Origin of the sequence: Streptomyces nojiriensis, assembly GCF_017639205.1 — a bacterium.
In the GTDB taxonomy this organism is placed as follows: Bacteria; Actinomycetota; Actinomycetes; order Streptomycetales; family Streptomycetaceae; genus Streptomyces; species Streptomyces nojiriensis.
This window is the reverse complement of record NZ_CP071139.1, coordinates 2,152,709-2,173,765: the sequence shown is the minus strand read 5'-3', so window position 1 is coordinate 2,173,765 and position 21,057 is coordinate 2,152,709. Positions and strand designations below refer to the sequence as shown.

Annotated in this window: 20 protein-coding genes; 9 read left to right on the top strand and 11 right to left on the bottom strand. The window is 73.4% G+C overall.

What is annotated here, in order from left to right:
• Nucleotides 1–1,209 precede the first annotated feature (1,209 nt).
• Both JYK04_RS10145 and JYK04_RS10140 read left to right on the top strand, forming a co-directional pair.
• Nucleotides 1,210–2,343, top strand: coding sequence for an Rv3169 family protein (locus JYK04_RS10145; RefSeq protein ID WP_189747957.1), 1,134 nt, complete (start codon nt 1,210–1,212; stop codon nt 2,341–2,343).
• A 46-nt stretch (nt 2,344–2,389) separates the two neighbouring features.
• Complete coding sequence (locus tag JYK04_RS10140) at nt 2,390–3,481, top strand: phosphotransferase family protein (RefSeq protein ID WP_189747959.1); 1,092 nt, start codon at nt 2,390–2,392, stop codon at nt 3,479–3,481.
• Between the two features lie 15 nt (nt 3,482–3,496).
• Here JYK04_RS10140 and JYK04_RS10135 read toward each other — a convergent pair whose 3' ends face one another.
• On the bottom strand, nt 3,497–3,976 hold the full coding sequence (locus tag JYK04_RS10135) for a hypothetical protein (protein WP_189747961.1): 480 nt from the start codon (nt 3,974–3,976) through the stop codon (nt 3,497–3,499).
• Nucleotides 3,977–4,193: 217 nt separating this feature from the next.
• On the opposite strand from JYK04_RS10135, the gene JYK04_RS10130 reads away from it, so the two are divergent.
• From JYK04_RS10130 to fxsA, 4 genes are all read left to right on the top strand, one after another.
• Complete coding sequence (locus JYK04_RS10130) at nt 4,194–4,634, top strand: Lrp/AsnC family transcriptional regulator (protein ID WP_030011705.1); 441 nt, start codon at nt 4,194–4,196, stop codon at nt 4,632–4,634.
• Nucleotides 4,635–4,696: 62 nt separating this feature from the next.
• Nucleotides 4,697–6,325: an amidohydrolase gene (locus tag JYK04_RS10125; protein ID WP_189747963.1), complete on the top strand. Its 1,629-nt coding sequence runs from the start codon at nt 4,697–4,699 to the stop codon at nt 6,323–6,325.
• A 305-nt stretch (nt 6,326–6,630) separates the two neighbouring features.
• Complete coding sequence (locus JYK04_RS10120) at nt 6,631–7,422, top strand: polyprenol monophosphomannose synthase (RefSeq protein ID WP_189747965.1); 792 nt, start codon at nt 6,631–6,633, stop codon at nt 7,420–7,422.
• A 106-nt stretch (nt 7,423–7,528) separates the two neighbouring features.
• Complete coding sequence (gene fxsA / locus JYK04_RS10115) at nt 7,529–8,101, top strand: FxsA family membrane protein (RefSeq protein WP_189747967.1); 573 nt, start codon at nt 7,529–7,531, stop codon at nt 8,099–8,101.
• A gap of 103 nt (nt 8,102–8,204) precedes the next feature.
• Here the strand turns inward: fxsA and JYK04_RS10110 are convergent, their stop codons facing one another.
• The 3 genes from JYK04_RS10110 to JYK04_RS10100 all read right to left on the bottom strand — a co-directional run bounded on the left by JYK04_RS10110 (nt 8,205) and on the right by JYK04_RS10100 (nt 11,139).
• On the bottom strand, nt 8,205–8,579 hold the full coding sequence (locus JYK04_RS10110) for an RNA polymerase-binding protein RbpA (protein WP_007262928.1): 375 nt from the start codon (nt 8,577–8,579) through the stop codon (nt 8,205–8,207).
• A 312-nt stretch (nt 8,580–8,891) separates the two neighbouring features.
• Nucleotides 8,892–10,301 (bottom strand): MFS transporter, encoded by a 1,410-nt coding sequence (locus tag JYK04_RS10105; RefSeq protein WP_189747969.1) that lies wholly within the window; start codon nt 10,299–10,301, stop codon nt 8,892–8,894.
• Nucleotides 10,302–10,368: 67 nt separating this feature from the next.
• Nucleotides 10,369–11,139 (bottom strand): glycerophosphodiester phosphodiesterase family protein, encoded by a 771-nt coding sequence (locus tag JYK04_RS10100; protein WP_189747971.1) that lies wholly within the window; start codon nt 11,137–11,139, stop codon nt 10,369–10,371.
• Between the two features lie 228 nt (nt 11,140–11,367).
• On the opposite strand from JYK04_RS10100, the gene JYK04_RS10095 reads away from it, so the two are divergent.
• Nucleotides 11,368–12,870 (top strand): SCO1417 family PLP biosynthesis transcription factor, encoded by a 1,503-nt coding sequence (locus JYK04_RS10095; RefSeq protein WP_189747973.1) that lies wholly within the window; start codon nt 11,368–11,370, stop codon nt 12,868–12,870.
• A 29-nt stretch (nt 12,871–12,899) separates the two neighbouring features.
• Here the strand turns inward: JYK04_RS10095 and JYK04_RS10090 are convergent, their stop codons facing one another.
• Both JYK04_RS10090 and JYK04_RS10085 read right to left on the bottom strand, forming a co-directional pair.
• Entirely contained in the window at nt 12,900–14,531 is a 1,632-nt protein-coding gene (locus tag JYK04_RS10090) for a hypothetical protein (protein ID WP_189747975.1), read from the bottom strand.
• A 69-nt stretch (nt 14,532–14,600) separates the two neighbouring features.
• Nucleotides 14,601–14,795: a hypothetical protein gene (locus tag JYK04_RS10085; protein WP_007262923.1), complete on the bottom strand. Its 195-nt coding sequence runs from the start codon at nt 14,793–14,795 to the stop codon at nt 14,601–14,603.
• Nucleotides 14,796–15,124: 329 nt separating this feature from the next.
• On the opposite strand from JYK04_RS10085, the gene JYK04_RS10080 reads away from it, so the two are divergent.
• Together JYK04_RS10080 and JYK04_RS10075 are read left to right on the top strand one after the other, a co-directional pair.
• The gene (locus tag JYK04_RS10080) at nt 15,125–15,547 is read left to right on the top strand and encodes an ankyrin repeat domain-containing protein (protein ID WP_189747977.1); all 423 of its coding nucleotides are present in this window, start codon (nt 15,125–15,127) and stop codon (nt 15,545–15,547) included.
• A 336-nt stretch (nt 15,548–15,883) separates the two neighbouring features.
• Nucleotides 15,884–17,281, top strand: coding sequence for a HEAT repeat domain-containing protein (locus JYK04_RS10075; protein ID WP_189747979.1), 1,398 nt, complete (start codon nt 15,884–15,886; stop codon nt 17,279–17,281).
• Nucleotides 17,282–17,376: 95 nt separating this feature from the next.
• Here JYK04_RS10075 and JYK04_RS10070 read toward each other — a convergent pair whose 3' ends face one another.
• The 5 genes from JYK04_RS10070 to JYK04_RS10050 form a co-directional block, all read right to left on the bottom strand.
• The gene (locus JYK04_RS10070) at nt 17,377–18,048 is read right to left on the bottom strand and encodes a hypothetical protein (RefSeq protein ID WP_189747981.1); all 672 of its coding nucleotides are present in this window, start codon (nt 18,046–18,048) and stop codon (nt 17,377–17,379) included.
• The gene (locus JYK04_RS10065; protein WP_189747982.1) at nt 18,045–18,617 is read right to left on the bottom strand and encodes an RNA polymerase sigma factor; all 573 of its coding nucleotides are present in this window, start codon (nt 18,615–18,617) and stop codon (nt 18,045–18,047) included. The genes JYK04_RS10070 and JYK04_RS10065 overlap by 4 nt, the downstream gene beginning before the upstream one ends.
• Before the next feature lie 73 nt (nt 18,618–18,690).
• Entirely contained in the window at nt 18,691–19,560 is an 870-nt protein-coding gene (locus tag JYK04_RS10060; RefSeq protein ID WP_189747984.1) for a 5-oxoprolinase subunit C family protein, read from the bottom strand.
• Complete coding sequence (locus tag JYK04_RS10055; RefSeq protein ID WP_189747986.1) at nt 19,553–20,176, bottom strand: 5-oxoprolinase subunit B family protein; 624 nt, start codon at nt 20,174–20,176, stop codon at nt 19,553–19,555. The genes JYK04_RS10060 and JYK04_RS10055 overlap by 8 nt, the downstream gene beginning before the upstream one ends.
• Nucleotides 20,173–20,967: a LamB/YcsF family protein gene (locus JYK04_RS10050; RefSeq protein WP_189747988.1), complete on the bottom strand. Its 795-nt coding sequence runs from the start codon at nt 20,965–20,967 to the stop codon at nt 20,173–20,175. The genes JYK04_RS10055 and JYK04_RS10050 overlap by 4 nt, the downstream gene beginning before the upstream one ends.
• Nucleotides 20,968–21,057 lie beyond the last annotated feature (90 nt).

The following is a 21,057-nucleotide window of genomic DNA, read 5'->3' as shown; positions in this document are numbered from 1 at the left end:
TTTCCAGGGACGGGCCCGTCAGAGATGCCCATGCCGATCCCGGCGAGCATGTTCCTGAGACGGGACCCATCCAGACCAGGGCCTGTGTCGGGGGGGAGCGCGTCCAATCGCTACGCGCTCCTCATCTCTCAGCGTCCGACGGCCGTCTGGGGCTGGACATAGGCCGCCCACGGCCTCGGTCCGCCGCTCGACCTGCGTCCGGCGACCGTCGGTGGCTGGTCATAAGCCGCCCACGACCCTTGGACGCTCCTCTCGGGAGGCGTCCGACGGCCGGCCTGGGCTGGAGATAAGCCGCCCACGGGCCCGGTCCGCCGCTCGACCTGCGTCCGACGACCGTTCGTGGCCGGTCCCAAGCCGCCCACGACCCGCAGAGACTCCCCGCGAGTCGCGTCTGACGGCTGTCCGTGGCGGAAAAGCGTGAGACAGCGGCTATTCCGCAGTGGATGCGGGTCAGCGCACATGGGCGACCCAAAAGGCCATCCGTTTGCCCCAATTACCCCTGTTTGGCGGCGACTTTGTGGTGTCCTGCTCGCACTGACCCGGTCCCACTACGGAATAGGTGAAGTACCGGCGGTCAGCCCCTCCCATCTGTTCTCCTCGACCACTGTCGGCCGTCGGTCGCGGTCATGGAGAAGCGCGTAGCGATCGGAGGCGGCCTATGTCCAGCCACAGCCGGTCGCCGGACGCAGATCGAGCGCCGGACCGAGCTCGTGGGCGGCCTATGTCCGGCCACGGCCGGTCGTCGGACGCCTCCCGAGAGGAGCGTTCAAGGGTCTTGGGCGGCTTATGTCCAGCCCAGGACGGTCGTCGGACGCTGAGAGATGAGGAGCGCGTAGCGATTTGATGCGCTTGCCCCGACCCGGGCCCTGGTCTCGCGATGGCCCCGCCTGACGGAGATGCCCCACCGGAACGGGGGCTGGGCATCTCTGATGGGCCCGTCCTGATCCTTGAACGCCCGGCCCGACCCGGAGACGATCGGACTGACGGGAAACCCCCACACGCAACCCTGATACCGACCGAGAGGCTCCCGACCACCGAAGCCCCCACCGGGAAGCGCCGGCATATCGCGCCGGTCTGTCAGAGCGTGCCAGAAGGGTGGCCCCGGGGCCAGTTTCTGACGTACCGTCATATCCGCCTGAGCCGCCCCCCGATGCTGTTCCGAAGCCGCCCTGAAAGCCGCCCCGAAGCCGTCCGTCCTGGAGGTTCGCCATGCCCGCCGACCGGCCCGTCGCGCTCGACGAATACCCCATCCACCAGGCGCCCCTGTCGATGAAGCACGTCGTCAGCGGTGACCGCAACGCCTACGACCGGTGCATCTTCCACGTCTTCGACCACGCCGGCCGCGCCGTCCTGATCCTCGGCCTCGGCGTCTACCCCAACGCCGGGGTCATCGATGCCTACGCCACCCTCCGCATCGGCGACGAGCTGCTCGCCGTCCGGGCCTCCGACGCCCTCGGCGACGACCGGATGAACCTCTCGGTGGGGCCCCTGTCCATCACCGTCGACGTACCGCTCAAGCAGCTCACGCTGCGCTGCGCCGCCGATCCGGCAGACCCGCACGGGCTTTCGTGCGACATCACCTGGACCGCCGAGTTCCCTGCCGTCTGGGAGCCGCACCACGTCCAGCGGCGCGGCGACCGCCTGATGCTGGAAGGCCGCCGCTTCGTGCAGGCCGGCCAGGTCACCGGAACCATCCGCGCCAAGGGGGAGGAGTTCACCCTCACGCCGGGGGAGTGGACCGGCACCCGCGACCGGAGTTGGGGCGTGCGGCCGATTCCCGGGGAGGAAGGGGGCCGCGCGGCCGAGGAGTACCGCCCCGAGGGCTTCCACTGGTTGTGGATCCCGGTCCGTTTCGAGGACCGCTTCGTCATGGTCATCGCCCAGGAGGACGCCGACGGCCACCGCACCCTGAACGAGGCCGTGCAGGTCTTCCCCGAGGGCAGTGGGCGCCACGACGTCCAACTCGGCTGGCCGCACACCGAGATCCGCTACCGGCCCGGCAGCCGGCACCCCGAGCGGGCCGTCGTCCACCTCACCGACCCCTCCCGCAAGCCCCTCGAACTGGGCGTGGAGATCCTCAACTCCTCCCCGCTCGCCGTCGGCGCCGGCTACCCGCCCGCCGGTGACTGGCAGCACGGCACCTGGCAGGGCCGCGGCTGGAGCGACCGCCGCGTGTACGACCTCTCCGACCCCGCGGCCCATCCGATGGCCGCCTTCGGGGTGACCGACCACTCGGCCCGCTTCATCCTCGACGGGCGGATCGGCCACGGCATCTTCGAACACGGCAGCTTCGGGCGCCACGACCCGAGCGGTTTCGCCGACTACTCCTCCGTCGCCCAGTAGCACCAGGACCCGCACCAGCACCACGACCAAGGAAAGGGGATCGACCATGGCCACCGCACCACGACCGCGTACCTCCACCCGGGAGCCCGAGGAGCTCGGCCGCCGCCTCGCCGCCTGGCTGGACGCGAGGCTTCCCGGCGCGCGGGTCACCAACGTCTCCGTCCCCGGATCCAACGGGATGTCCAGCGAGACCCTGCTCTTCGACATAGAGCACACCGCCACCCCGCTGCGGGCCTGCGCGCTGCGGCTCGCCGCCGACCCGGCCGCCTACACCGTCTTCCCCACGTACGACATGCCGCGCCAGCACCGCGTGATGAGCCTGGTCGCCCAGCACACGGACCTGCCCGTTCCGCGCGTGCAGTGGCTGGAGGAGGACCCGGGGCCGCTCGGGGCGCCGTTCTTCGTGATGGCCCGTGCGGAGGGCCGGGTCCCGCCCGACGTCATGCCCTACACCTACGAGGGCAACTGGCTGCACGCCGCCACCGACGCCGAGCGCGCCGCCCTCCAGGAGGCGAGCATCTCGCTGCTGGCCCGGCTGCACGACCAGTTCCCTTCCAAGGAGGCCGAGTTCCTCCTCCCCGAGGGTGAGGGCACACCGCTGCGCCGGCACGTGGACGCCCAACGGGCCTACTACGACTGGGTGGTGGGCGGGCTCGCACCGTCCCCGCTCATCGAGCGGGCGTTCGCCCGCCTGGAGGAGCTGTGGCCGCAGGACGAGGGCCCCGCCGTCCTCAACTGGGGCGACGCCCGCATCGGCAACGTCGTCTACGACGGCTTCACGCCGGTGGCCGTACTGGACTGGGAGATGGCGGCGTACGCCCCGCGCGAGGTGGACCTCGGCTGGACCGTCTACCTGCACCGGTTCTTCCAGGACCTCACGGTCGGCTTCGGCCAGCCCGGCCTGCCGGACTTCCTGCGCCGTGAGGACCTGGAGCGCCGCTACGCCGAGCTCACCGGCCACACCCCGCGGGACATGGAGTTCCACACCCTCTACGCGGCCCTGCGGCACGGGATCGTGATGCTGCGCATCGCCTACCGGCAGGCCCACTTCGGCGAGGTCGCGGTCCCGGCGGACCCGGACAGCCTGATCCTGCACCATGTCGGCCTGGCCGCCATGGTGCAGGGAACGTACTGGTAGGGAGCGGAGCGGCCGTCAGGCCGCCTGCGCGTGCTGCTGCCGCGTCTGCGCCTGCGGCCGCGGCAGCACGGGGCTCACCACACGGACCGGGCGCGAGCCCGGACCACCGACGTGCGAGAAGGGCTGCGTCCGCCAGTCCAGGCCCTGGGGCAGGGCCGACAGGACGACGGGTTCGAGCTCCTGCGCCTCCACCGGCTGGATCATGCCGACGGTGGGCAGGGCGTCGCTCGCGGGCCGGCCGGTGCCCGCGCACACGGTCAGGCCGAAGGGGTTCCACGGGGTCAGGCAGAGGGCGTGCTGCGGCAGGTACTCCTCGTCCGCGACGAGGGCGATCGACTGGCCGCAGTCGGGGCAGATCGCGTGGTGGATCTCGAATCCCTCGATCTCGTCGAGGTAGTCGCCGTCCCCGCCGTCGTCCGGGTACGTGCCGTCCCCGGAATCGAGCGGTTCCGGGGGCTCCGGTTCGGTGCGACCGGCGCGCTTGGTGTTCAGCATGGATGTACTCCCCCTTGGGTGGGCCGGGCGGGCAGGTTCTTCGGCCTCGGCCACAGCAACCAATTCCCGTCGAGCGTCACGAGTAACCACAACAGACAGGCCTCCACCTGCATACCCCTGTGGCCTTGGTCACATGCCTGCCGCAGATGCCTCCAGTGGGCGGACAGCGCTGGGCCTGGAGCGCCCTTGGGCCGTAAGTTGAGCGGCTATGAGCGCAATGGAGGAGCTGGACCGCCAGATCGTTGATCTGCTCGTGCGGGACGGGCGGATGAGCTACACGGATCTGGGCAAGGCCACGGGACTGTCCACGTCGGCAGTCCATCAGCGAGTACGACGTCTGGAGCAGCGCGGGGTCATCCGCGGCTATGCGGCCGTGGTCGATCCGGAGGCCGTCGGCCTGCCGCTGACCGCGTTCATCTCGGTCAAGCCCTTCGACCCGAGTGCCCCGGACGACATCGCCGACCGGCTGGCCGGCGTCCCCGAGATCGAGGCCTGCCACAGTGTCGCGGGCGACGAGAACTACATCCTCAAGGTGCGCGTCGCGACGCCGCTGGAGCTGGAGGACCTGCTCGGCCGCCTGCGCGCCCTCGCCCACGTCTCGACGCGCACGACGGTCGTCCTGTCCACCCCCTACGAGGCGCGCCCGCCCCGCGTCTGACCCGTGCCCGAGCGGGGACCCGGTGGTCGGGCCGGGGTGGGCGACGCGGGACACTGGTCGGCATGACTGACCGCACCGCCCACTCCGCCGACGCCGCCGGAGCACCGACCAGGACCGTCCTCCTCCGCGGGGGCGAGGTGCACAGCCCCGCCGACCCCTTCGCCACCGCGATGGTCGTCGAGCGCGGCCGCATCGCCTGGGTCGGCTCGGAGGGCGCCGCCGACGCCTTCGCGCAGGGCGTGGACGAGGTCGTCGACCTCGGCGGCGCGCTCGTCACGCCGGCGTTCACCGACGCCCATGTCCACACCACCTCTGCGGGACTGGCCCTCACCGGGCTGGACCTCACCGGGGCGCGCACCCTCTCCGCCGCGCTGGACCTGGTACGCGCCTACGCCGCGAGCCGTCCGGCCGACCGGGTGCTCCTCGGGCACGGCTGGGACGCCGCCCGCTGGCCCGAGCGCCGGGCCCCGCACCGCGCCGAGCTCGACGAGGCCACCGGCGGCCGCCCGCTCTACCTCAGCCGCGTCGACGTGCACTCGGCCGTGGTCACCACCGCCCTGCTCGCCCTCGTCCCGGGGGTACGGCCCGACGGCGACCGGCCGCTGACCGGTGACGACCACCACGCCGTACGGCGGGCCGCGCTGGCCGCCGTCACCCCCGCCCAGCGCGCCGAGGCCCAGCGGGCCGCCCTCGACCGGGCGGCCTCCCTCGGCATCGGTTCCGTCCACGAGTGCGGCGGGCCCGAGATCTCCTCCGCCGAGGACTTCACCGGTCTGCTCGCGCTCGCCGCCGAGCGGCCGGGGCCGCGCGTCTTCGGGTACTGGGCCGACCGGGACCTCGGACTGGCCAGGGAGCTCGGGGCCGTCGGGGCCGCCGGAGACCTGTTCGTCGACGGCGCCCTCGGCTCCCACACGGCCTGCCTGCACGCCCCGTACGCGGACGCCGCGCACACCGGCACCGAGTACCTCGACGTGCGCGCCGTCACCGAGCACGTGGCCGCCTGCACCGAGGAGGGCCTCCAGGCCGGTTTCCACGCCATCGGGGACGCCGCGATCACCGCCGTCGTCGAGGGCGTCCGGGCGGCCGCCGAGAAGGTCGGCCTGGCCCGGGTCCGCGCCGCCCGGCACCGGGTGGAGCACGCGGAGATGATGACTCCCGCCACCATCGCCGCCTTCGCGGAGCTGGGGCTGACCGCCTCCGTGCAGCCCGCGTTCGACGCGGCCTGGGGCGGCGAGGACGGGATGTACGCGGACCGGCTCGGCGCCGGGCGGGCCCGCACCCTCAACCCGTACGCGGCCATGCTCAAGGCCGGTGTCCCGCTGGCCTTCGGCTCGGACGCGCCCGTCACCCCGCTCGACCCGTGGGGCACCGTGCGCGCGGCCGCCTTCCACCGCACCCCCGAGCACCGGATCTCCGTGCGGGCCGCCTTCACCGCCCACACGCGGGGCGGCTGGCGGGCGCTGGGCCGCGACGACGCGGGCGTGCTGGTCCCCGGCGCACCGGCCGACTACGCGGTCTGGCAGACGGGTGACCTGGTCGTCCAGGCCCCCGACGACCGGGTCGCCCGCTGGTCCACCGACCCCCGCTCGGGCACCCCCGGGCTGCCCGATCTGACCCCCGGATCCGCGCTGCCGGTGTGCCTCGCCACCGTCGTCGGCGGGCGGGAGGTATTCGTACGCCCACAGGGGTGATCCGGTGGGCCTCGGTTCGGTACGGGCGGTCGGACACGGATAGGTTCGGCCGGGTCCACCACCAGGTAGACCGTGCCGGACGACTCCGTCTGCTCAGCGCGCCCGCGCCTCGGGGGCGAGGGAAGGTTTCGCCGGGCGGCGGGTGGCCCCGGGTCGGGGTCCGCGGTCCAGTAGACAACGGTCACGGCGGCCCGCAGCCAGCGGGCGTCCGACCGGCCCGAAGGACCGCGGGCCCCGGCCACTGTTCTAAAGTCATCCTCTGCGACCAGACGTACAGGACGTGCACGAGCACAAAAGGGGACTCAGTGAGCGACGGCGGACAGCGGACCTACGGACCGCTCGGTACGGCCTTGGTGATCATTCCGACCTACAACGAGGCGGAGAACATCGGGCTGATCGTCGGGCGTGTGCGCGCGGCCGTGCCCGAGGCCCACATTCTCGTCGCGGACGACAACAGCCCGGACGGCACCGGCAAGCTCGCGGACGAGCTGGCGGCCGGCGACGACCACGTCCACGTGCTGCACCGCAAGGGCAAGGAGGGGCTGGGCGCCGCCTACCTGGCGGGCTTCGTCTGGGCCCTGGAGCAGGGCTACGGGGTGATCGTCGAAATGGACGCCGACGGCTCCCACCAGCCCGAGGAGCTGCCCCGCCTGCTGACCGCGCTGGCCGGTGCGGACCTGGTCCTGGGTTCCCGCTGGGTGCCGGGCGGGCGGGTGGTGAACTGGCCGAAGAGCCGGGAGTTCATCTCGCGCGGCGGTTCGACGTACTCCCGGCTGATGCTGAACCTCCCGATGCGGGACGTGACCGGCGGCTACCGGGCCTTCCGCCGGGAAACCCTGGAGGGGCTGGGGCTGGACGAGGTGGCCTCGGCGGGCTACTGCTTCCAGGTCGACCTGGCGCGCAGGGCCGTGCAGAAGGGCTTCCGCGTGGTGGAGGTCCCGATCACGTTCGTCGAGCGTGAGTTCGGCGACAGCAAGATGAGCAAGGACATCCTGGTCGAGGCGCTGTGGCGGGTCACCCAGTGGGGCATCAAGGCCCAGGCCTCCAAGCTGCTGGGCAAGGACGGCGGCAAGGACGACGGCAAGGGTGGAGCCTGACCGGCCTGACCGGCCTGACCGGCCTGATCGGCAGGACACCCCCTAGGGGATGTCCGGTACCTCCGGCTGAGGCCGCTTTTATGCGGTCCCAGGCACACTGGATGGTATGACGACCGGCATTTCCACGGCCCCCCGGCGGCGCTCGCCCGCCCGTACGTTCCTCCCCCTGGCGATCGCCGCCTGGCTGATCCTGGAGATCTGGCTGCTCACCGTGGTCGCGGACGTGGCCGGCGGGCTCGCCGTGGCCGCGCTGCTCGCGGGCGGCATCGTCCTGGGCGCGGTGGTCATCAAGCGGGCCGGGCGGCGTGCCTTCAAGAACCTGGCGAGCACCTTCCAGCAGGCCCAGCAGGGGCAGCCGCCCACTCCGCAGCAGTCCGGCCAGGGCAATGGCCTCATGATGCTGGCGGGCCTGCTCCTGATGCTGCCCGGCCTGATCTCCGATGTGGCGGGTCTGGTCCTGCTGCTGCCGCCCGTCCGGGCCTGGATCGGCCGCAGGGCGGCCCGGTCGCTGGAGCGGAAGATGGCCTCGGCCCCCGCCGGCAGCTTCGGCGGCGCCTTCCAGCAGGCCCGTATCCACTACCCCGACGGCAAGGTCGTCCAGGGCGAGGTCATCCGCGAGGACCGGCCGGGCGGGCAGGACGGCCCGGACGCGGCGTACCGCCCGCCGCTGGCCCCGTGACGGCGCGAGCCGAGTAGCCGGACAATCCGGCAGACGGACAAGCCGAGGGGCCCCGCCACACACTGTGTGGCGGGGCCCCTCGGCTTGTGTATCCGTCCGGCTGTCAGGCGGACTTGCGGCTGTCCCGCGGATGCACGGCAATGTTCATGGCGCCGGAACGCAGGACTGCAAGCCTTTCGGCCAGCACTTCCTCCAGCTCCTCGCGGGTGCGTCGCTCCATGAGCATGTCCCAGTGCGTTCGCGCAGGCTTGCCCTTCTTCTCTTCGGGCCCATCCCCGTCCACCAGGAGTGCCATGGCGCCGCACGCCTTGCACTCCCACTCCGGCGGAATTTCTGCCTCAACCGAGAACGGCATCTCAAATCGATGTCCGTTCTGGCATGCGTACTCCACCGCCTGGCGCGGGGCCAGATCGATGCCGCGGTCCGTCTCGTAGCTGGTAACCACGAGGCGCGTACCGCGGAGAGCTCGCTCACTCATGAATCGTGCCTCCCGGGCTTGTCGCCCACAGGACAGGTGTCGCTGTCGTCGTCATCCGGTCAACGTCCGGTCGGCGGTATAGATTCCCGCTCCGGGTCGTGCGTCGCCCGTCGTGCCGCCCCTTGTTGTACCCACCAGTGCCCGTTTTGTCACATCTGGCAGCAGATGTCACCCAACGTCCACGCTTCTTGAGCGCGCAGTAACGGTCCGCCTGGCAGGCCAAAGGCGTACACTACCGGCCCTTTGCTTCAACGTCTAAATTCGTTCGGAATTCGTTCGTGGATCCGGGCGGGGCGGACTCGCGGACCGCGCTCAGATCCGCTCCGGTACAGGATTGCCTGCCGCCTCCACCGCGCGCCGCACCGGCACTCGCGCCAGGAGCACGAATCCCAGTGCGAAGAAGACCACCAGCGAGATGATTGCGTCCCGGTAGCTGCCCGTGAGCTGGTACGTCAGGCCGAACACCAGCGGCCCCACCCAGCTCAGGCCCCGGTCGCTCATCTCGTAAGCCGAGAAGTACTCGGCCTCCTTGCCCGCCGGCACCAGGTGCGAGAACAGCGAGCGCGACAGCGCCTGGCTGCCTCCCAGCACCAGCCCGATCATCGCGGCGAGTGCGAAGAACCACACCGGGGTCCGGGCCGGCAGGAAGTATCCGGCCGCCAGCGTCACGGCCCACGCGGCCAGCGAGCCCAGGATCGTCCGCTTGGCTCCGTGGATCCGGGCGAGCCGGCCCATGCCCAGGGCGCCCGCCACCGCCAGGATCTGCACCAGCAGCACCGCCCCGATCAGGGTGGACTGCTCCAGCTTCAGCTCCTCCGAGCCGTAGATGGAGGCCTGGGAGATCACGGTCTGCACGCCGTCGTTGTAGATCAGGTACGCCAGGAGGAAGGACAGGGTCAGCGGGTAGCGCCGCATGTCCTTCAGGGTGGCGACCAACTGCTTCCAGCCGCTGACGGCCGGAGCCGCCCCCGGCTCCCGGACCACGGCCCGGTCCCGCAGCCGACGCAGCGGGATCAGGGCGAAGGCCCCCCACCACAGGCCCGCGGAGGCCAGGCAGATCCGGATCGCCATGCCCTCGGAGAGGCCGAAGGAGTCGTGCCCCATGTAGAGCACCAGGTTCACCACCAGCATCACGGACCCGGCGGTGTAGCCGAAGGCCCAGCCCCGCGAGGAGACGGTGTCCCGTTCGTCGGGGGTGGAGATCTGCGGCAGATAGGCGTTGTAGAGCACCATCGACACGGACAGGGCCGCGTTCGCCACGACGAGCAGCAGGCCGCCCAGCAGGTAGCGCTCACCGCCCAGGAAGAACATCCCGGCGGTCGCGGCGGCGCCCACGTACGCGGCCGCCGCCAGCAGCGGCTTCTTGCGCCCGGTCCGGTCGGCCACCGCGCCCACCAGCGGCATCAGCAGGACGGCGAGGATCACCGAGGCCGAGACCGCGTAGGCGAAGAAGGAACCGGCGCGCACCGGGATGCCCAGCGGGCGCACGAAGCCCTCGGCGTCCGCGGCGGCCTTGGCCACCGCGGTCAGGTAGGGCCCGAGGAACACGGTCAGCACGCTCGCCGAGTAGACCGAGACGGCGAAGTCGTAGAAGTACCAGCCCCGCTGCTCGCGCTTGCGCTCGGCGGCCGCGGCGGTCGTGTCCGTCGGGGCGGCCCCGGCTCTGCCGTCCTCCGCCCCGGGTTCCGCTTCCTCGGTCCTGCTGCGCTCTTCCGCACTCATGCGGTGTCCCCCTCGCTGGTCCCGTTCCGCAGCGGCATCCCGGTCCGGGCGCGGGGTGAAGGGCGCGTCAGGCCCAGGCCCCACGCCGGTCCAGCACCGTGCGCAAGATGTCGATCCGGTCGGTCATGATGCCATCGACACCCAGGTCGAGGAGAGCCTCCATACGTTCCGGTTCGTTCACGGTCCAGACGTGTACCTGGAGTCCCCGCTCGTGTGCGGTCCGTACGAACCGGCGGTCGACCACGCGGATGCCGGCCTGGGTCTCCGGAACCTGCGCCGCCACCGCGCCCACGCGCAGCGCCGCGGGAATGGCGTACGAGCGCAGCCGCAGGCCGAGCACCCCGCGTACGCCGTAGGAGGTCGCCAGCCGGGGCCCGGCGATCTTCTGGGCGCGGGCCACCCGGCTCTCGGAGAAGGAGCTCACGCAGACCCGGTCCCAGATCCCGGCCCGGGCGATCAGGTTGACCAGCGGGTGCAGGGCCGACTCGGCCTTGATGTCGATGTTCCAGCGGGCGTCCGGGAACTCCTCCAGCAGCTCCTCGAAGAGCGGCAGCGGCTCGGTGCCCCCCACCCTGGCCTCACGGATCTTCTTCCAGGGCAGTTCGGCGATCCGGACCCGGCCGTCGGTGACCCGGTCCAGCGTGGAGTCGTGGAAGGCGACGAGTTTCCCGTCCACCGTGGCGTGCACATCGGTCTCGAAGTACCGGTAGCCCGCTTCGGCGGCCCGTCGGAAGGCGGTGGCGGTGTTCTCCAGCCCGTCCGCGGCACCGCCCCGGTGCGCGAAGGGGATCGGAGCCGGGTGGTCCAGATACGGATGGCGAAGGCGTACGTGCGTCACGGCGGCAGTATGCCTCTTGTTACCCGTGGGGACGGTGCGGCCCGGTGGCTGCCTGGTGAACGGCGCGCCGCCGCAGCGGTGCGGTCCCCGCCGCCGCGCGTCCGGGGTCCCCCCCCGCCCCTGGCCCGGGTGGACCCCGACGTGACAGGGTGTGGGGGCGGAAGCAATCCAATACCGGCCGCGCCCTGGGTCGGGCGAGGCCAATTCGACGAAGGTGGACCGGACAGCATGGCCGAATGGACCTCAGCGGTCGGTGCCGCACAGCTAGCCCGCCTCATCACCTCCCAGCAGGAGCGGCCCAGCGTCCCCGGGGCGCGCAAGCTGCCCGCCTACCGGACCCTCGCCGACGGCATCCGCCTGCTCGTCCTCGAAGGCCGCGTCCCCGTCGCCGCCCGGCTGCCCGCCGAGCGGGAACTGGCCGTCGCCCTCTCCCTCAGCCGCACCACCGTCGCCGCCGCCTACGAGGCCCTGCGGGGCGAGGGGTTCCTGGAGTCCCGCCGCGGCGCCGGCAGCTGGACCTCCGTCCCGGCCGGGAACCCGCTGCCCGCCCGGGGCCTCGAACCGCTGCCGCCCGAGTCCCTCGGTTCGATGATCGACCTCGGCTGCGCCGCGCTCCCGGCCCCCGAGCCCTGGCTCACCAAGGCAGTCCAGGGCGCCCTGGAGGAGCTGCCGCCGTACGCGCACACCCACGGGGACTACCCGGCGGGCCTGCCGGCGCTGCGCCGGATGCTCGCCGACCGCTACACCGAGCAGGGCATTCCCACCATGCCCGAGCAGATCATGGTCACCACCGGCGCGATGGGCGCCATCGACGCCATCTGCAGTCTCTTCGCCGGGCGCGGGGAGCGGATCGCCGTCGAGTCCCCCTCCTACGCCAACATCCTCCAGCTGATGCGCGCCGCCGGGGTCCGCCTGGTGCCCGTCGCCATGGCCGACGGCCTCAGCGGCTGGGACATGGACGTCTGGCGGCAGGTGCTGCGCGATTCGGCCCCCCGCCTCGCCTATGTGGTCGCCGACTTCCACAACCCGACCGGGGCCCTGGCCTCCGAGGAGCAGCGCCGCGCGATGGTGGAGGCCGCCCGCTCGGCCGGCACCGTCCTGGTGGCCGACGAGACCATGGTGGAGCTCCGGCTGGACCCGGACCTGGAGATGCCCCGCCCGGTGTGCTCCTTCGACCCGGCCGGCAGCACGGTCATCACGGTCGGTTCGGCCAGCAAGGCGTTCTGGGCGGGCATGCGGATCGGCTGGGTCCGGGCCGCCCCCGACGTGATCCGCAGCCTGGTCGCCGCCCGCGCCTACGCCGACCTGGGCACCCCGGTGCTGGAACAGCTCGCGGTGAACTGGCTGATGCGGACCGGGGGCTGGCAGGAGGCCGTCGGGATCCGCCGCGAGCAGGCCCGGGAGAACCGCGACGCGCTGGTCGCGGCGGTCCGCCGGGAGCTGCCGGACTGGGAGTTCGAGGTCCCGCAGGGCGGGCTGACCCTGTGGGCCCGCGCGGGCGGGCTCTCCGGCTCGCGCCTGGCCGAGGTGGGGGAGCGGGTCGGGGTACGGGTCCCCTCGGGGCCGCGGTTCGGTGTGGACGGGGCCTTCGAGGGCTACGTCCGGCTGCCGTTCACCGTGGGCGGGCCGGTGGCCGAGGAGGCCGCCTCCCGGCTGGCGGCGGCGGCCCGGCTGGTCGGCACGGGAGCCGGCGGCAGCGGGGCGGAGCCGCCGCGCACGTTCGTGGCGTAACCCGCCGGCCCGCTGCCCGCCCGACCGGCCTACGAGGCCTCGGCCGGCACCTCCGGAATCTCCGGGGCCTCCAGGGCCGAGCCCTGCACCGGCGGCTGCCCCTGGAACGGCTTGCTCAGCATGCTCCGCTCCCTCCCACCGCCCCCGCCCGGCGCGAGCCGCCCCGGCAGCAGCTCCAGCACGGCCTGGCGGTACGCGGGGTGCGCGGCCTCGTCGTACGGGTCCGGGGTGGCGGGCACCTGGAGCCGGTGCACGGGCCCCGTGCCGAGCCGGGCGTACCCGCGGCCCGGCGGCACCTGGGCCGTCGGGGTGGTGTGCGGCGGCAGCCCCAGTACGTCGGCGACCTGCTGGACCGTGGCGGGCCCGAGGACGACGCGGGCGCGGGTGTGCTGCCAGACGGCGTCGTTCAGCAGTTCCAGGTGCCCGAAGTGCTCGGCCACCACCACGGTGACGTGGGCGGGCCGCCCGTGCCGCAACGGCACCTGCAGCTGGGCGAGCGGGTCGGGGCCGCCCCCGGAGACGGCGAGGTGGGCCAGCACGCTCGGCTGGTCCAGCAGGATCCACAGGGGCCTTCGGGCGTCCTCGGGCGCGGGCCGCCCGACTTCCCGGGCCCGGTGGGTGGCGATGAGCCTCCGTTCGGTCTCCTGCGCGGCCCATTCCAGCGTGGCCTGCGCCCCGGTGGGCCCGCATTCCACGGCTAGGACGCCGTCCCGGCCGGACAGGCAGGAGTACTCGCCGCTGCCGCCGCCGTCGACGATCAGTACGTCGCCCCCGTGCCGGAGGGCCTGCAGGGCGACGGACCGCAGCAGGGTGGAGGTGCCGCTGCCGGGCTGGCCGGCAGCCAGCAGGTGGGGTTCGGTGGAGCGGGGCCCGGTGCGCCAGATCACCGGCGGCACGTCCCGGGGCTCGTCGCCCTCCAGGACGGGCAGGGTGCGCCGCACGCCGCCGGCGTCGGTGAAGCCGAGCACGGTCTCGCCGGGGGAGGTGACGAACGGCTGGGCGGAGATGCCCGTCGGCAATGCCGCCAGCACCATCAGGTCGAGCTGGTTGCCCTCCTCGTCCCAGTCGAAGCGATACTCCCGTCCGCGCCCGGACTTGGCGTGCAGCAGTGCCTCGATGCGGGCCCGTGAGGTGGTTTCGCCGTCGGTGAAGTAGGCCGGGTAGCGGATGCGGAGCCGGGTGATGCGGCCGGCCTCGTCGAACTCGTAGCCGCTGAAGGCCTTGTCCCAGTCCCCGCCGTGGGCGAAGAGCGGACTCGGGTCCTCCGGGATGGAGAAGTACGGCACGAGGGCTTCGTAGAGGGTGCCGAGCCGGTCGGTCTCGGCGTCGCTGGGTCCGGTCTTCGCCGGGGTGCGGTCGCGTCCGTGCCAGGCCGCCGCCGCCATGAGGGTGATCAGGGCGAGGAGGGGACCGTAGGGGACGAGTGCGACCACGAGGACGCAGGCGGCTCCCAGGAACAGCGCGGGACCACGCTTGTCCTTGGGGGTCTGTGACCACCGGCGCCGCCCGGCCGCGGCCAGGATGCGCAGGCCGCGTCCGATCACGAGGAGCGGATGGAGGACGTCCGTGGCACTGTCGGCGGCCGTGCGAGCGAGGTCGCGGCCCCGGGTCAGCGACGTGGTGCCGCTGCTGAGGATGCGGGGAAGTGGGCGCCGGGCCACGGGCGTCTCCTGGAGTTGTGGGTGTGACGGTGTTCCGGGTGCTGCTGGGGTCGCTGCGTGATGGCCGGGCTAGAGCTTGATCCCGCCGAGCAGGCTCGCGAGGCTCGCCGTGCTCGCCGTGATGCTCGGGGCGATGGCGGAGCCGGCGAGGAAGAAGCCGAAGAGCGCGCAGACGAACGCGTGCGTCAGCTTCATCCCGTCCTTCTTGAAGAAGAGGAAGCAGATGATGCCGAGCAGGACCACGCCTGAGATGGACAGGACCATGAGGTTTCTCCTGTTTGGTGGGGACAGTCACCATCAGTTCTGCCAGGCTCACAGGAAGTATCAATGCGACAAAAGGTGCATACGGGTGAATTCAAGGGTTTTTCACTTGACCGGCCCAGCCCGGCCGGTGGGCCGGGCGCGCAGAGGGCCGAACGTGATCATTGCCTCGGTCCGACCCGGACATGTGCAGGCCAGGGCGCTACCCTGACGATTCACCCGTACGGACGCAGCGCCGTGCACCCCCCTGCCCGCCGGCCCCCGACCGGGTCTTCGACGTCGTGACGGGCGGGCGGACCATGTCAGCAAACGAGTGAAAGGCGGTACCGACCATGAGCGAGCACGCAGCCGAGGGCACCGGTTCCCACGGCGTCCCCGACGAGGACGTCATCGAGCTGGCCACCAAGATCTTCGACCTCGCCCGTCAGGGTGAGACCGAGGCGCTCACCGCCTACCTGGACGCCGGAGTCCCGGCGAACCTCACCAACGACCGCGGCGACACCCTGGTCATGCTCGCCGCCTACCACGGCCACGCCGACGCCGTGTCGGCCCTGCTGGCCCGCGGCGCCGAGGCCGACCGCGCCAACGACCGCGGCCAGACCCCGCTCGCCGGCGCGGTCTTCAAGGGCGAGGAGGCCGTCATCCGCGCGCTGCTCGCCGGCGGGGCCGACCCGAAGGCCGGAACCCCCTCCGCGGTGGACACGGCGCGCATGTTCGCCAAGGCCGACCTGCTGGAACTTTTCGGAGCCGAGTAGTCCGGTTTTGCCTGGGATCTGGCCGGGCCCGGGCACATCCCGACCTCACAGGTTGGTCACGGCGGCCATAAATGTGGTCGCGGCGCACAAACCGCCTGGGTCATCATGGCGTCGGATTCGATTCGCGAGCACGGGGGACGGGCAGAAGCGGGCGAGCGAGAAACGAAGGGTGTGCGAGGCCGGCCCGGCCTCCATGATCACGAAGCACCGACGAGAGTGAGAAGGCAATGGTCTACATCGAGCGGAACATGACGGCGGACGTCCTCACATGCTGTTACGCGGCCCTGTGAATCCCGATTCCCGGTTGCGTCCCCAGCTTGATTTGAGGCCATTCCCATGTTCGAACCAGTCATAGCACCGAGCGGTACCCTGCTCGGGCTCCTTCAGCGAGGCCGTGGCGACGGCACGCTGCACGCACTCGCGGCACCCAGGGCGGAGGCCCTCGAGGCCCTCAACCAGTGCGTGCTCCGCGACCCGCGCCAGGACTGGCAGGTCGAGAACCGCTCCTTGTACTACGCCCGGCTGTACCTGGACCTCGCCGGTCCCCTGGGCGAGATCGAGGCCCACCTCTTCAGCGCCGACGACCTCGTCGACGAGGAGGACCACCGCACGGGCCTCGCCCTGTCCGTCCTGGGCCACCTGGCCTCCTACGGCCGCGACGACGCGCTCATGCTGCTGCGCCGCTACGCCGCCTCCGGGGCGAACTGGGCCTGGGCGCTCGACGAGCTGGCCCTGCGCGACGACGACGAAGGCCTGCGGTCCCTGGCCCCGGCCGTCCTCGCCCGCTTCCCCGCCACGGCGGAGGGCGAGGCGCGGCTGGCCGCCGCCGTCCGCGACGCCTACGAGCCCCGCCCGTGGTGTCTGTGGGAGGAGACCCCCCAGTACGGGGAGCGCCTGCGCGCCGCCCGTCAGCAGGGCTCCTTCGACCGCTGGCAGCGCCAGATGACCCCGAGCGGGCCCCGGCCCGGCTGGGGCGTCCAGGCCGTCTTCGACTGGGCCGCCGACGGGCTGCGCCGCGGTACCCCGCTGCACGTCCCCGCGGCCCGCTGCCTCGCCGCCGTGGCCCAGCCCGAGGACCGCTCCGCCATCCTCGCGGCCGCCGCCGGCGCCGACGGCGAGGCCGCCCGGGCCACCGCCCTGCACCACCTGGTCCTCGCCGAGCCGGAGAACCCGGCCGTGCTGGACCTCATCGAAGCCGCCGCCGACGAGCCCGCCGTGGCCGCCTACGAGCGCATGTGCGGCCCCGGGGCCGTCGAGCGGGCCCGGCGCTGGGTCCACCGCCCCGACGCGCTCGGCGAGGCCGCCGCGGCCATCCTGGCCGCCCGTGGCGGCCCCGAGGACGCGGGCCTGGTGCTGGGCGCCCTGCGCTCCACCGTGCGCGGTGCGGGCCCGGACACCCGGCGCCTGTTCGCCCTGGTGGACGGGGCCGGCCGGCTCGCCGTCGGCTGCGCGGCCCCCGTGCTGCGCCACGTCTACCGCGAGACCGCCTCGTCCCACCTGCGCGGCCGGGCCGCCCGGGCCCTGGCCAGCACCGACCCCACCTTCGCGGCCGGCTTCGCCGTCGAATGCCTCTGGGACTGCGAGGAGACCACCCGCGAGGTGGCGGCCCGCCACGCCGAGACGGCCGACGCCCGCGTGGCGCCCCGGCTGCGCCGCCTGGCCGCCGATCCCGCGGAGGAGGAGGACGTCCAGTCGGCCGTCCGCAGCCGCATCGCACCGGAGTCCGCCGTGTAGCCCCGCCGGCAGCCCCACCGACAGCACTCGGCCCGGCCCCCTGACAAGAGGGGGCCGGGCCGAGTGGTGTGACTGTGGGCGGCCGCGCAGCGCGATCAGGGCGAAGGCGTAATGGTGGCCGGTGGGCCGGGGGTTCGGGTGGGAGGCCCCAACCGCTGCGCCTCCCGGACGGCATCCGTGTAGTCGACCGAGCAGTACGGGACGTCTTCGTCCTCCACGATTCCGAAGGCGAGTCCTTGCTTCGCCTCCCACAGCGGCTGGAAGTACGCCCACGTGACCAGGAGCGTGTGTCCCGGGGGGACCGCCTTCGGGTTGACCTTGAGGGTGCGTCCGTCATCGCTGCGCGACACACCGGCCGCGGGATCGGCCTGCGGGCCGCGCTCCCAGCCCCGAAGCGTCTTGCACTGGGACGCCGGCAGCATCGGGACCGCGACGGCCCGGACCCCCAGTTCCTTCAGCCGGTCGGCCAGCGCCGGGACCTGCGCCTGCTCGGGCGGATCGAACCGCAGCGACCCGTCCGGCTCCTTCGTGATCTCGGGCGCGGCCGAGGCCGAACGGCTCGGCGTGCCGGCCGGCAGGGAGCCGGTGCGGCTGCTGCCCGTGAGGGTCATGACGGCGACCACGGTGGCCGTGGCGACACCCACCGCGAGCGGAATGCCGTACCGCCGGGCGAAGGACCGGGCGGGGGGCGCGGGCACGGCCTCCGGGAGGCGGGCCAGGAGCGCGGCCTTCAGCCGGTCCTCGAAGCCACTGGGCCTGCTGTTCATCGGGCTGCCTCCATCTGGCGTGCGGTCGTGGAGCCCGGGGCGCCCAGGGCGCGCCGGGCCCGGTGCAGGCGGACCCGGACCGTCGCCTGGGTGACCCCGAGGGCCTGGGCGACTTCGGCCGGTGTGAGCTGGTCGAGCACGACCAGGTCGAGGGCGGCGCGCAGCGGCTCGGACAGGGCGGCGTGGCGCTCCGCGAGCTCCCTGAACGCGCGCTGGGCGTCGATCCGCTCCTCCAGCGCCGCCACGTCCTCGTCATCGAGCAGGCGCCGCCCGCTCAGCCGCGCCAGCGCCCCGCTCTCGCGGGCCAGCCCGCGGGCGTGGCCCGACAGGACGTTGCGGGCTATCCCGAACAGCCAGGCGACCGGCGCTCCCCTGTCGGGCCGGTAGCCGCGGGCCGATCCCATCGCGGCGAGGAAGATGTCGGCCGTCAGGTCCGCCGCCAGGTGCGGGTCGGCGACCCGCCGCGTGACGAAGCCGAGAACGGCGTCGATGTGTTCCTCGTAGAACGCCCCGAACCCCTCGGGCGTGGTGAGGTCCGGCGGTCCGGTCTCGTGTCGTGGGCTGAGCACCCGGTTCCTCCCCTGCGCGGGGGACCCGGTCGGCCCCCTCACCCCGTACTTGGCCGAAGCCCCCTCGAACGTTTCATCGGGACCTCGCGAACCTGACCGGGATCCCCGGCCGGGCCTGCGCCGCCGCGTCCAGGGCCGGGCCCGGCGGGACCACGCCCACCACCGGGTAGCCGCCCGTCACCGGGTGATCGGCCAGGAACACCACCGGCAGCCCGTCCGGCGGCACCTGGACCGCGCCCAGCACCATGCCCTCGCTCGGCAGCTCGCCGGCCCGGGCGCGGACCAGCGGGGTGCCCGCCTCCGTGCGCAGCCCGATCCGGTTGGACATCGCCGACACGCAGAACTCCGAGCGCCACAGCCCGGTGAGGGAGGCCTCGGTGAACCAGTCCGCCCGGGGCCCCAGCCGCAGCGGGAGCACCAGCCGCGATGGCGGACCGGGCAGGCCGCAGGCATCCGCCCCGGGGACCGGATCCGGGCCCGGCGGGCCCGCCGGCAGCAGCATCCCGGCCGACAGGACCGGAGGCCCCAGCCCGGACAGCAGGTCCGTGGAGCGACTGCCCAGGACCGGCGGGGCGGCCAGGCCTCCCCGCACGGCGACGTAGCCGCGCACTCCCGACTCCGCCCGGCCCACCTCCAGCTCCGCCCCGGCCGGGAGCCGGACCGGCGCCCCCCAGGCCACCGGGCGACCGGAGATCCGTACCGGACAGGGTGCGCCCGTGACCGCCACGGTGGTCGCAGCCAGGGCCCGCAGCCCGACGCCGTCCAGGGTCGTCTCCAGCGCCGCCGCGTCCGGCGCGTTGCCGACGAGCCGGTTGGCCAGCGCGTACGCCGCCGTGTCGAGGGCTCCCGAGCGCGGGACCCCCAGGTGCGCGTACCCCGGGCGGCCCCGGTCCTGGACCGTCGTCAGCGCCCCCGGCCGCACCACCAGCAGCCCGTCAGCCACGGCCGTCCTCCTGCGTGAACCGCACCCGGACCCCGGGCGCGAAGAGCGCCGCCGGCTCCCGATCCGGGTCCCAGAGCACCGCGTCCGTCGAGCCGATCAGCTGCCAGCCGCCGGGGGAGGAGCGCGGGTACACCCCCGCGTACTCCCCGGCCAGCGCCAGCGAGCCCGCCGGGACGGCCGTACGGGGCGTCCCGCGGCGGGGGACGTGGAACCGCTCCGGCAGCCCCGTCAGGTAGCCGAAGCCCGGCGCGAAACCGCAGAAGGCCACCCGGAACACGGTCGCGCCGACGATCCCCGGGACCTCCCGCGGGGCGACCCCCCACAGCCGGGCCACCTCCACCAGGTCCGGGCCGTCGTACCGCACCGGGACGGTGACCTGCGGCCCCTGCGTCGGCGCGAGCGGCGGCACCTCCCACCGCGCGATCCGGGCACCGAGCGCCGCCGGATCCCGTACGCCGTCCAGCAGCACGGTCCGCGCGGCCGGCACGAGGTCCCGTACGGGCCCCAGCTCGCCCGCGTCCCGGCGGCGCAGCAGCTCGGCGTGGAGCGCGGCGACCTCGTCCGCCGAGTCCAGTTCGATCAGCAGCGCCCCACCACCCACCACGAGGGTCCTCACGCGAAGGCCTCCACCCGGACCCCGGCCGCGCCCAGCGCCTCCCGGACCCGGCGGGCGAGCCCGGCCGCCCCCGGGGTGTCCCCGTGCAGGCACAGCGAGCGCGCGGCCACCGGGACCGGCGACCCGTCGGCCGCGGTCACCGCCCCCTCGGCCGCCATCCGGACGGCCCGCGCCACGACCGCGTCCGGGTCGTGCAGCACGGCACCCGGCTCGCCGCGCGGGACCAGCGTCCCGGCCGGCGTGTAGGCGCGGTCGGCGAAGGCCTCCGGTACGGGTGCCAGCCCGGCCTCCTCGGCGGCGGCCAGCAGCAGCGACCCGGGCAGCCCCAGCACCGGCAGGCCCCCGGTGGCACCGGAGCCGGCCGCGAGCCGGACGCCCGCGACCACGGCGGCGGCCTGGCCGGCGTCGTGCACGGTGCGGTTGTAGAGCGCGCCGTGCGGTTTCACGTACGACACCCGGGAGCCGGCCGCGCGCGCGAACACCTCCAGCGCCCCGATCTGGTAGGCCACCTCGTCGGCGAGCTCGCCGGGCGGCACGTCCATGGAGCGCCGCCCGAAGCCGGCCAGATCGCGGTAGGAGACCTGCGCGCCGATCCGCACGCCCCGCTCCGCGGCCCGCTCGCAGACCCGGCGCATGATGGACGGGTCCCCGGCGTGGAAGCCGCAGGCCACATTGGCGCTCGTGACGACGGAGAGCAGGGCCTCGTCGTCGGTGAGCGTCCAGCGCCCGAAGCCCTCGCCGAGGTCGGCGTTGAGGTCGATCACGCGAGCGGATGCGATCATGGAATCCATGCGCCGAGCGTAGAGCAGGCGGCCGCGGCGGAGGCCGGGACGATCCGGCCGAACCATGCCGTTTGGGATGTTGTCAGCAACAGGACCTAG